Annotated in this window: 12 protein-coding genes; 8 read left to right on the forward strand and 4 right to left on the reverse strand. The window is 36.7% G+C overall.

Going from position 1 to position 11,427, the window contains the following annotated elements; translation table 11 throughout:
• Nucleotides 1-1,740: a DUF2264 domain-containing protein gene (locus BCR24_RS09935; protein ID WP_069640396.1), complete on the reverse strand. Its 1,740-nt coding sequence runs from the start codon at nucleotides 1,738-1,740 to the stop codon at nucleotides 1-3.
• Nucleotides 1,741-2,131: 391 nt separating this feature from the next.
• Between BCR24_RS09935 and BCR24_RS09940 the strand changes: the two genes are divergently transcribed.
• The 4 genes from BCR24_RS09940 (at nucleotide 2,132) to BCR24_RS17415 (ending at nucleotide 6,048) form a co-directional block, all read left to right on the forward strand.
• Nucleotides 2,132-2,932, forward strand: a complete 801-nt coding sequence (locus tag BCR24_RS09940; RefSeq protein ID WP_069640397.1) for a hypothetical protein — start codon at nucleotides 2,132-2,134, stop codon at nucleotides 2,930-2,932.
• 311 nt (nucleotides 2,933-3,243) lie between these two features.
• Complete coding sequence (locus BCR24_RS09945) at nucleotides 3,244-4,704, forward strand: DUF4822 domain-containing protein (protein WP_069640398.1); 1,461 nt, start codon at nucleotides 3,244-3,246, stop codon at nucleotides 4,702-4,704.
• A gap of 86 nt (nucleotides 4,705-4,790) precedes the next feature.
• Nucleotides 4,791-5,789: a WxL protein host-binding domain-containing protein gene (locus BCR24_RS09950; RefSeq protein ID WP_069640399.1), complete on the forward strand. Its 999-nt coding sequence runs from the start codon at nucleotides 4,791-4,793 to the stop codon at nucleotides 5,787-5,789.
• Nucleotides 5,764-6,048 carry an LPXTG cell wall anchor domain-containing protein gene (locus BCR24_RS17415; RefSeq protein WP_069640400.1) on the forward strand — a complete coding sequence of 95 codons (285 nt, stop codon included), beginning with the start codon at nucleotides 5,764-5,766 and terminating at the stop codon, nucleotides 6,046-6,048. Before BCR24_RS09950 ends, BCR24_RS17415 begins: the two co-directional genes overlap by 26 nt.
• Nucleotides 6,049-6,260: 212 nt before the next feature.
• Here BCR24_RS17415 and BCR24_RS09960 read toward each other — a convergent pair whose 3' ends face one another.
• The 3 genes from BCR24_RS09960 to BCR24_RS09970 are packed head-to-tail and all read right to left on the reverse strand — an operon-like array spanning nucleotide 6,261 to nucleotide 8,378.
• Nucleotides 6,261-6,827 carry an NADPH-dependent FMN reductase gene (locus BCR24_RS09960; RefSeq protein ID WP_069640401.1) on the reverse strand — a complete coding sequence of 189 codons (567 nt, stop codon included), beginning with the start codon at nucleotides 6,825-6,827 and terminating at the stop codon, nucleotides 6,261-6,263.
• A gap of 11 nt (nucleotides 6,828-6,838) precedes the next feature.
• The gene (locus tag BCR24_RS09965; protein WP_069640402.1) at nucleotides 6,839-7,918 is read right to left on the reverse strand and encodes an LLM class flavin-dependent oxidoreductase; all 1,080 of its coding nucleotides are present in this window, start codon (nucleotides 7,916-7,918) and stop codon (nucleotides 6,839-6,841) included.
• 25 nt (nucleotides 7,919-7,943) lie between these two features.
• The gene (locus BCR24_RS09970; protein WP_069640403.1) at nucleotides 7,944-8,378 is read right to left on the reverse strand and encodes a MarR family winged helix-turn-helix transcriptional regulator; all 435 of its coding nucleotides are present in this window, start codon (nucleotides 8,376-8,378) and stop codon (nucleotides 7,944-7,946) included.
• A 222-nt stretch (nucleotides 8,379-8,600) separates the two neighbouring features.
• On the opposite strand from BCR24_RS09970, the gene BCR24_RS09975 reads away from it, so the two are divergent.
• The 4 genes from BCR24_RS09975 to BCR24_RS09990 all read left to right on the forward strand — a co-directional run bounded on the left by BCR24_RS09975 (nucleotide 8,601) and on the right by BCR24_RS09990 (nucleotide 11,413).
• Nucleotides 8,601-9,584 (forward strand): tRNA dihydrouridine synthase, encoded by a 984-nt coding sequence (locus BCR24_RS09975; RefSeq protein WP_069640404.1) that lies wholly within the window; start codon nucleotides 8,601-8,603, stop codon nucleotides 9,582-9,584.
• Between the two features lie 285 nt (nucleotides 9,585-9,869).
• Nucleotides 9,870-10,172, forward strand: coding sequence for a WXG100 family type VII secretion target (locus tag BCR24_RS09980; RefSeq protein WP_069640405.1), 303 nt, complete (start codon nucleotides 9,870-9,872; stop codon nucleotides 10,170-10,172).
• 74 nt (nucleotides 10,173-10,246) lie between these two features.
• Nucleotides 10,247-10,777, forward strand: coding sequence for a hypothetical protein (locus BCR24_RS09985; protein ID WP_069640406.1), 531 nt, complete (start codon nucleotides 10,247-10,249; stop codon nucleotides 10,775-10,777).
• A gap of 105 nt (nucleotides 10,778-10,882) precedes the next feature.
• Nucleotides 10,883-11,413: a hypothetical protein gene (locus BCR24_RS09990; protein ID WP_069640407.1), complete on the forward strand. Its 531-nt coding sequence runs from the start codon at nucleotides 10,883-10,885 to the stop codon at nucleotides 11,411-11,413.
• The last annotated feature ends 14 nt before the right edge of the window (nucleotides 11,414-11,427 follow it).

Genomic DNA, 11,427 nt, shown 5'->3' on the forward strand with positions numbered 1-11,427 from the left:
CTATTTTACTCCTTCTTCACTTTTGACGATTCCTCCGACTAAACAGAGCAAACGATGTTTTCCAGGTGGCAAGCTACTTTTCAAACATGGGAAACTTGATCTTGGGAAAAATAGCGAAGTGTTGGCCTCAGGTCGAATTATCAGCACTTCTTCATAACCTGCAACTGCAACAATTTGGGAAGTTAGATCACCTGCAGTCACTACTCCAAAATTTTCTCCCGATTTCGCTTGCGGTTTGTTACCTGATACAGGTACACTAAACCCTCCTTCCCGAATATATAAAGGAATTTTTGTATCAATTTCATGTACACGTAGGTGCCACTGACCAAAAGGATAAATCTCTGTCCCAATGGTCACTTGTTCAAAAGGAGACCATTGATAAGAAACATACGTCTCCGTTAACTGATAGCTGATCACTTCTTTTTTTGTGCGAAAATACTGGCCATCACAAGAAACAGCCAGCGTATTATCAAACGCTCCTGCTTCATAATAAACACCAGTTTTGGGTACACTAAAACCAAATTTCGTTGAGTAAACAAATTTACTATACTTCGCTTCTGCATGCGCTTGGCCTTCAACTAGCATTCCTGCTGGATAGCCTAACAAATGATGTCCTGAACACTCATTTAGTAAAAGCATATTTCCTTTTTCCATTAGTTTTTTAGATTCTTTTTTTACTGGTGACGGTTTAGCACTCCAAAAAGGATGATCTGATTTTACTGCTAGCAATAAAAATGTTTTCAATGCCCAATAAGGCGACCCAGGTGCATTATATCCTTCTGCCATTACAAGATTCTCATAATGATAACCAATTGAAAGACGACCATCGAAGGTAAAAATATCATGATTCAGCCAAGTAGCCAAATGTGTAGAGAGCATGGATTTCATCGCTCCCCACGGAATCGCTTCGACATCTGCAAAAACCAACGCCGAAAAAAACGCGCCTTGCGCAAAACGATAGGTCAAGCTGCGACCATATGGCAATGCTTCGCCATCATCATCAAAATAGTAAATAAAATCATGTGCGAATAATGTAGCTCGTTCAATAAACCGTTGCGACCATTCAGGATCTTCTTCTTTCATAAAGGTGGCGTAAATCAACCCATAATAATGAAATGCAAAAGGAATATAATAATCTCTTTGCGTTTGTTTCCCATCTACATACCAACCTGCGCCAATATACATCGAATCAATCAATTTTAGCTCTTCTTTGAGCGCTTTACGGTCCAATGCCTCACCACAATGAAGCAATGCAGTTCGAATCAGCACCTTAAAAAAAGTCCAATTATTTTTAGGAATTTTTCTTTCCAACGCTTGCTCCATCCAATGGATCACATTTTTCTGCGCTCTTTTCGATAGGTCATCCCAAAAATATTCTTTATGCAATAATAACGTCAGAGACAAAGCGGCAGTTTCAACAATATACTGATCATACTCTTCGATTATTCCCCAATATTGTGGGTCAGTTGGGTCAGTTCCTCTGATTAATTTCTTGATATAAGACTCTTTTAACACATCATCTTTTCGACTGGTCCAAGAAGGCGCAATCCCCCACAACGGTCGAACAAGCGCTTCCATATTTGCACGCTGTTGGTCGTACACTGCACCGCTACTGCCTAAATACAGCCCAGGTGTGTCAGAAGTAAGTAGCGGTTCTCTTAGCGGGGCAACGATTGTTTCCAGTGCAACTTGATAATCATTTTGGCTCAAAAAGTTGTTATCTATGAATTTTTTCACCATTGGAGCCTCCTTCGTCAATTTACAGAACAGAATAACAAGTTACCGAAACTTTTTCAAACCTATTTTTTTAATTTCTAACCCTAAAAATGAACGCATTCTCATAAACACATCATAACTTAATCTATTTTAATCCTAACCAATTCAAGGTTTACCTAACAAAATATGCACGTCATATTATTAACTTACCTTACACAAAATGAAAATACGGTAAGTTCACACGGAATTCCAGTGAGAATAACTCTCATAACAAAAATTTAGTTTTGTCAAACTTAACTCTTCCATCTTAAATTCAAGTGGCCTTTGGTTATAAGACTTATTTCTTTTTTCATGATAAAATCAGAATTGATCATTGCCATACGAAAACGACATCATTTTTCTAAAGGAGCATAACATGGAAATTAAATTAGACGTTCTTATCACTGAAAATAAAACAACCATCCACTTTTCCAATAACCAAGGCAGCCTTGAAATACTTGAGCTACCCGATATCCAATTAGAAACAGCTCATCCAGCGGTCTATTTTTTAATTAAGGACAAAACCGTTGTAGCCATCGGACGATTGGATTGTGCTATTGCTGATAGTAAATTAGATTATAATAAACAGATCATCATTACTCCACCTTGGGATATCGAACTTGACTATTTAGAGCAACTTTTCATCACTGAAGCAACTGAAAATGGTATCCAACTTACTGAAAATATACAACACCCAACAAAAATCCCAACAAATTCTAAAAAAACAGTGGCTAGTTACAAAGAAAATGTCTTATTAGTTTTAACAAAATTTGGCTATCCCTTCAATCAACAGGAAAAACCCAAAAAAGCCAAACCTGCTAAAGCTCGGCATAAATGGACGAAAGAAGTCAGCCAAATAGAATTTTTTATCGATACGAGAGACAGTAAGGCTACTGTACTTTGGCATAAAAGAAACGAAATGTTGCTAAAAGCTGGTGCAACCATGATGCCAACTCCCCCTCTTAACAAAGATGGTTCTTTGGGCTTCTCTGCCAAAATGGGCCAACGAATCAGAGAAGACCACAAAGATAAAGTAAAAAACTTCACTACAACTGAAGATATCCTCTTAAAAAGTGTCAACGAGGTTGGCTTATTTTTATACTTTGGCGGCACAAACAGCTGGTTAGAACTGATCGATGCCGATGGCAAGACACTTAATGAATGGACCGTTGTTTGATCACTATTTTATCCACTAAACGGAACAAGATACAGTGTTCATGACTGAATATTGAATGCGGTATTCCTGAAGTTTTGCTTCAGCTTACGATTTATAGATATTTGCAAATTCTGTTTAGTATTAAAAACTAACTGAACCTGAATAAAAATTGGCTACTTGTTTCTAGTATTTTAGAATAGGAGTAGCCTATTTTTAGATTTATAAGAAAATTTATAGTTTGTTTATAGTTTGTTTACTCTACGTTTACTTACTTGAAGTAAGATTAATTAGTATAAATATAGTTATACAATAAAAAATTGGAGGTTTTACAAATGGTTAACAAAGTAACGTTTAAGGGGAGTTATGTTTATGTAGTATTTACAGTATTGTTTACGTTACTCGCTGTAATGAACGGCTCAAAGGCCTTTGCGTCTGAGTTTGAACCAAATAAAGTATTAGGTTCAACGAATTGGGAAGGAACATTCGTTTACGATGCACAAGGAAATGACGTAACCAGTCAAAATAGTAATTTTATCGGACGAGCAAAATATGACGCAAGTACGAATCGCTATGAGTTTTTTGACAAGCAAACCAATGTTTCTAGAGGGGATAAAGGGGTATTCTTCGTTACACCAGACGGTAAAAAAAGAATCTTACTCTCAGAACTTGGTTATCGAGCAGTTGTTGATATGGTCAGATTAGACAAAGATATGTTTACTTATCGTAGAGAAGGTGTGCAAAAGGATGGCTCAAATGGCTTCGTTTTTGTAGAACATGTTCCTTATAGTGGGGAATTAACCTTTACATCCCAACCACCTGTCCGCTCTAAAGAAACCGGTACAATCATCAAAGATCAACCAGGGATAGATATTCTTAGTTCCACTTTTTGGCAAGGAACAAAAGCACTTGATGAGAATGGCAATGATGTTTCTGAATACAATAGAGGGTATCTAGGCTTAGCCCGTTACGATAACAAATCAGGAAGATACGAATTCTTTGATACAGAAGGTAAATCAAGAGGTGATTTCGGTTATTACGATGTTATTCTTGATAATAAAGAAAGAACACATATTTCTGTAGGCAGTAACTATGCCGCAACATTAGAATTAACAGAATTAAACAGCGGACGATTCACCTATGCTAGAAATGGAAAAGATGCAACAGGTCAAGATATTACGATTACGGTCGAGCATGAACCATACACAGGAGCACTACCTTTAGACTTTACTTTTAACCCAGCTAACGAGTTGATCGTGATGCCTCCAGTTAAAACAGAGGAAGATGCAGAAGGTTCTGCGAAAAGTAATGCGATTGTCGAAGTAGAAAACCTTACCACAGCAGGTACCGTTAAATTTAGTGAAAATGCGGCGACCGAAGCAAGTATTATTTTTGAAAAGCTAAACACAAAAGATAATCCATCTACTTTGAACGAACAAGAAGCTGGAAAAGCCTCAATCAGTGTCCTTGATACACGAAAAGGAACTGGCGAAAAAGATGATTGGACAGTTAAAACAAAGCTAACAGACGGTCCTTTTGGAAATAAAGGCTTTTTACTAAATAAACTAGGTGTTGTTTTAGAACCATCCACACAAGATAACACATTAACACCAAACGCTAAGGTAACAATGACTGATAGTGATGAGCATCAAGCGTTTACAATCGGGTATCAAGAAGGCAACACTGAAAGAAAAACACTAACACTAAATCCTCAATTAGTAATTGGACAAAGTAATCTATTACAATCAGGCGTATATGGTGCCAATATTACTTGGACATTGACACCTAAAGTGTAAGCTTAATAATGAGAGACTGAGGGATAACTCTTTGAGTTAGAACCTTAGTCTCTTATCAAATTTTTTTATAAAGGAGTCTAGAAAAAATGAAAGTAAAAAGTCTATCCTACTATCCACTATTTTTACTAGCCAGTTTATTGCTTCTACTTATGCTCCCAAATACAGCTTTTGCGCAGGAAACAGCTTACTACCTCAAGCCTTTGATTCCAGAAAACCAGATAGAAAACACGGAAGATTACTTTAATATCGCCACATCCTCCTCAATCGACCAAACACTTGAGTTATTGGTTGTGAACGAATCTACTGAGGAAAAAGTAATCACTGTCACTATTTTGGATGGGATGACAACAAAAGATGGCGCAATTAGCTATGCCATAGATCATAAATACGATGAGGACCAACAATATAAGCTCTCACAGATTGCTAAGGTAAAACAACAGGAAATCACAGTTGAAGCGAATAGCACACAACAAATGAGCATCGCTTTGAACGCTGAACTAAAGAATTTTGATGGGACAATCTTAGGTGCAGTGAATGTGAGCGAAAAAGCAACAGAACAGCCAAACGAGGGTTTAAATAATACCTTTGCTTACAATGTTCCCATTAAAATTCGAGTCAATAAAGAAAATGATAAAAGCCAAATGAACTATAAAGGCTTAACATTAGTCAATAAAAAACCTGAACGATTTCTAAATTTGTCCTTCCAAAACCCTATGCCGAATATCATACGAGACCTAACCCTCTCATTTGAAATCTATAAAAAAGGCCAACCCACGAAGGTTCTTTTTAAGAATAGTATGGCAAACATCGAAGTAGCACCAAATAGTCTATTTTCCCCTGAATTGTCTCTGACAAATTCCAAACTAAAAGCTGGAGATTATGTATTAAAAACTAGTGGGAAATCTGAGAAGATCAATGAAGTTTGGGAAAGTGATTTTACGATCTCACGCTCCGATTCACGTAGTCTTGATGAAGGTTTAGAAGTGTTGGCTGAAGACAATAAAATCTGGATCATTATTGCTGGCATTGCCGCTCTACTTATTTTGGGAGGATCAGGGTATGTTTTTTATAAAAGAAAAAAATAGAACCCTAGTAATCTTCTTTCTAGCCTTGACAAGTAGTTTGTTTTATTATCCTAGCATTGCAAATAGTGAAACGATTGTGAGTGAAGTGACTGTCGAAGTATACAGAGAACCTTCAATCTTCAAACAAGCTATACAAAACGTTTTTCCGAAAACAAATGAAGAGCTGAGCGTTTTTCTAACTTGGATCGGCCTATTTCTCATTATAGGATTTATTTTGTTAGTCTATCATTTCAAAAACCAAAAGAATTTAGGTAACTAATGTGGCGGCTGAAATATCATGCAAGTATCCCACAATTTGAGCCTTCTAAGGTTCATCCAAACACTTTTCCCCTAATTCATAAGTACAATCCTCTGCAGAAATGCAATGATGATGTGACCCCCAAAAGTTGTACGTGGAAAATACAATTTTTGGGGGTCACATCACGACTCACGGAGCGATGTCCCAATCCTCACAAACTTAATCCGTACCTTTTAAAAATCATAAGCCGTTTCTTTTTGTTGGATCATGGTTTGATAGGTATCCAATAACAAGAAGAAATCATCTACAAACCGATCCAAACGAAATTCAATATCAGGATTTTTGATCTCTTGGCGGATAATATCCTTGTCCGTGATAAACACATAGTTCGGCACTAAATTAGCCTTCATGTAACTAAGAACTGGGCGAATTTGTTGTTCAGGAATCAAAAAGTGTTTCTCTGATCCAGCCGTAACGATCATTCCCGCCACTTTATTGCGAAATGCATTCACTGGCAACATATCAAATAAATTCTTTAAGGTGCCCGGCATCGATGCTTGAAAAATAGGTGTGCCAATAATCAACCCGTCTGCTTCCATCATCTTTTTCAATGCTTGACCAACCTCACCTTCATATTGAAGATACTCTCGCCCATCAGCAAATGGAAACTGTAAATCAGAAAAATCAATGATTTCTACTTCAGCATCTGCTCGAACTTCTGTTATTTTATTGATCGTATAATTGACAGCCACTCTTGATTTACTACCAAAAGCTGAACCGATTATCGCTACGATTTTCATCTTATTTCCCCCTAGCCTTTCGTATGCTTTTTCACTTCTGGCATCACTTTTGTCGCAATCAATTCAATATTTTTCTTAACAAGATCAAGTGGCACGCCGCCAAAATCGATTTGCGCCATAAAGCGTTGATGGCCGTAAAGTTCATATTGATACAACATCTTCTCGATAATTTCATTGACGCCTCCTACCATTAGCGTATCTCTGGTATCTTGTGATTGAGCAAAATGTTGTTTTGGATAGGTTCCGCCACGAATCGCACCCCAACCAGCATTTAAGAATGGATACATTTCTTTCCGTGCTTGGCTACCAGTTTCAGCAACATAAAACAAACTCGTTGTAGCCAAAGGAAATTCTTTTTCATTATAGCCGGCTTCAGTTAACGACATCCGATAAGCATCCACCGCACGTTTGAAGATCGGTGCTGGTCCTGCGAGTGTTGTCAACATCATTGGAATGCCATCTAATCCAGCTTTGATCGCACTATCTGCCGGTCCTCCTACTGCTCGCCAAACAGGCAACTGTCCACGCAGTGGTTGCGGTAAAATTTCAGCATTTTGTAAAGGAGCGCGGAATGCCCCTTCCCAATTGATTCGTTCATCAGGTGCTGCTTCATTCAATCGTTTTAACAAATGCATTTTTTCTTCAAACAATTCCTCATAATCTTTTAAATCAAACCCTAAAAGTTCATAAACCCCAACACGAGAGCCACGACCTGCCACAATTTCAGCACGACCATTAGAAATCAAATCTAAGGTAGCGTATTCTTCATACACTCGGACTGGATCATTGGTACTTAAAACTGTCACTGAACTAGAAATTTTAATATCTTTTGTTTGTGCTGCGATTGCCGATAGAATCACTTGGTTCGCTTGCCCAATAAAATGACTTTGATGGCTTTCACCAACACCAAATACATCGATTCCTGCTTCATCGGCAAATTTTGCCGCTTCAATAATGTCATTGATTCGTTGCTGCTCGCTGATCAGCTGGCTTGTCATTGGGTTTTTAACGTGATCTCCTAGTGAATATAACCCGATTTCCATGCCTTTTGATGAATCAATACCAAATGTTTCATTCATTTTTTTGTTCATTTCCCTACACTCCTATTCCATCGTTTTATTCTGTTGACTGTTTCATTAATTTTTGACTGATTTTGGCTAACTGCAAGACTTCTTGTTTCGTTAAATTGTCAAAAGCCGCTGCTTGTTGCTTACTTTGGGCAATAAAGCAACTATCTAGCTGTTTTTGTCCTCTAGCTGTCAAGGATATATATTTTTCTTTCCATTCTTGTTGGCGTGTAATCCAGCCGTCTGCTTCAAACTGTTTGATCATTTGCGAAACACCACCCTTGGAGATAAGTAATTTCTCTCCTAGCTCCTTTTGTGTGATTGGTTGATTTTCTTGGATTTGATGAAGCATATCAAATTTTGAAGCATTTAGATCATATTGTTTTAAAAACTCATTAGACTGCACATTGCTCTTTTGAACGAACTGCAAGATGGACATCCAACAGCTTAATTTTACTTTTTCTGTAAATGATAGCTTTTCCATTGTCTGAACCTCCTTTTAGTTTAGAACTAAACTGATAACAATAGTATAATATACTTACTAAAAATAAGCAAAATATTTTTACTTTCTAGCTTTAACTTGTATTACGACTAACACTAACCTTAGCTGAAGTACAACTCTTCCCTTTGATTCTTTCTAGTATTATTAGTATAATGAGTATGTTTTTTAGAATATAACCGAAAGCAATAGAGTGGAGATTATAGAATGATGAATAATTTTTGGGCAGAACTACCAAAGCCTTTTTTTATTTTAGCACCAATGGAAGATGTGACTGATGTCGTCTTTCGCCATGTGGTCAAAGAAGCAGGTGCACCAGATGTCTTTTTTACTGAGTTTACAAATTCGGATAGCTATTGCCATCCAGATGGGAAAGAAAGCGTACGTGGACGTTTAGTGTTTACTGAGGATGAACAGCCAATGGTTGCTCATATTTGGGGTGATAAGCCTGAGTTTTTTAGAGAAATGAGTCTTGGACTAGCCGAAATGGGCTTTAAAGGAATCGACATCAATATGGGCTGTCCTGTCCCTAACGTAGCGGGACGTGGAAAAGGGAGCGGTCTGATTCTACGCCCTGAAGTTGCAGCTGAACTGATTGAAGCGGCCAAAGCAGGTGGGATACCCGTTAGTGTCAAAACACGAATCGGATACGCAGACATCGCTGAAATGGACGCTTGGCTCACACATTTATTGAAACAAGACATTGCCAATCTTTCTGTTCATTTACGGACACGGAATGAAATGAGTAAAGTCGACGCCCATTGGGACTTGATTCCTCAAATCATGAAAATCCGTGATCACATTGCACCGCAAACCTTGATTACGATCAATGGCGATATCCCTGATCGTCAAACAGGTCTAAAACTCGCAGAGCAATATGGTGTAGATGGAATCATGATCGGTCGCGGGATTTTTAAAAACCCTTATGCGTTTGAACAGGAACCGAAAGAACATTCGCCGAAAGAGTTGCTTGGATTATTAGAGATGCAGCTTGATTTACAAGATCATTATGCAACAATCGTGCCACGCTCAATTGTTGGTCTGCATCGTTTCTTTAAGATTTATGTAAAAGGCTTCCCTGGTGCCAGTGATTTACGTGTGAAATTGATGGGGACGAAATCGACGGATGAAGTGCGCGAGATTTTAGAGGCGTTTTATAAAGGTTCAGCAAATAGTTTATCTATTGATTAAGCAGATAAACTAGGTAGTGCAACATACTAAGCTTAGAGGATAAACTTATCCATGGATGAGTTTATCCTCTATTTCCCTATTTTTAGACTGCTCCTCCAAGCAATCTAAATCCACACTCTTCCTTCAACTTTTGCTTCGTTCCATTACAAGAATAATCATTGAATCCGTCAAAAGGCTTATTTTTTATCAGAAATATAGATCTTTTTAAAATATATTGATAAAAATAAACAACTTATTGTGCTAGACTGAAATTAGAACTTATTCAATAAATAAAAGAGATCACACATGGCTGGAGATCGCATTAAATTATCACCACAGGAACTACGCACATCTGCTACAAAATACACAGATGGTTCACAACAAGTTCAGGACATTCTACAAAAACTACAATCTGAACAAGACACCATTCAAGGAAATTGGGAAGGTTCAGGATTTGACAGCTTTAACGATCAATTCACTGCCTTAAAACCAAAAGTAAGTGAGTTTGCGGAGTTACTAGATCAAATCAATAAGCAGTTAAATGAAGTCGCAACCATTGTGGAAGAAACGGATCAAACTATTTCTTCTGCGATTGGTCGTGGACTATAAAAATTTCAGAGAGATCTGGAGCGATTGTCTCCAGATTTTTTGTTTAGTAAGCTAAAAAATTCGGTGGTGAAGAATTGAAAAAGAAACTTGGAATTATATTAGGAATTATTCTACTTATTAGTTTGTTTATAGGAGGGAAAAAATACATGGATAAAAAAGCAGTAGAAAAAAGCTATCAAGATGGGATTGAACTTATCCAAAACTATGTAACAGATTATTTGGTTAAAAATTATGAAGGTATTGAAAAAATTGAGTGGCAAGGCGTAGGTGTAGAATGGCGAAATTCAGATATTTTTGGGTCGTCTATACTTGGAAATTATGTAAATAGTAAAGCTAGAATATTTGTTTCTGAAAAGGACTTTTTTATTATAAGATTTACCCTAACTGAGGAGGCTGAGTATGATGATAATTCAAAAAAATATGTTTTAAAAGATTATATGAACCCTACTAACTTAGATTCAATCATAGAAATGGAGATAGGAAATACCACTAGACAGCTTAAAGAAAAAGATAAGCTAGTTTTTAAGAATATAATGAAAAATAGTTCAGGAAGTCCAAAAGCTCAAGTTATTTACAATACAAAAATTCATGAGTTGACTTACTAGTGGGGGTAGATATTTTATGAGTAACGAAATTACAACAGAAGTTTTAGCTAAAGCGATTGATACAACAAAAAAAACTGTTAAGCTAAAAAATTCGGTGGTGAAGAATTGAAAAAGAAACTTGGAATTATATTAGGAATTATTCTACTTATTAGTTTGTTTATAGGAGGAAAAAAATATATGGATAAAAAAGCAGTAGAAAAAAGCTATCAAGATGGGATTGAACTTATCCAAAACTATGTAACAGATTATTTGGTCAAAAATTATGAAGGAATTGAAAAAATTGAATGGCAAGGCGTAGGGGTAGAATGGCGGAATTCTCCTACTTTTGGTTCTTCTATTTTAGGAAATTATGTGAATAGTTATGTAAAAGTGTTTGTCTCTAATAAAACATTTGTCACGATTGAATACCGATTAAATGATGAAACTGAATACAATGATGACTTAAAAAAATATGTATTAACTGAGTATCTGAATCCGACTAATATAGATTCAGCATTAGAAATGGAACTACGTAGTACCATTGGAAAAGCGAACACAAAAGATAAGTTAGATTTTGAAAATATAAAAAAATCTTCTAAGGGTAGCTCAAAAGCTGACGTTGTTTACAACATTACAGTTCACGAACTAACTTATTAAGAGAGGTAAAAATT

Origin of the sequence: Enterococcus ureilyticus (genome assembly GCF_001730315.1) — a bacterium.
Lineage (GTDB): Bacteria > Bacillota > Bacilli > Lactobacillales > Enterococcaceae > Enterococcus_L > Enterococcus_L ureilyticus.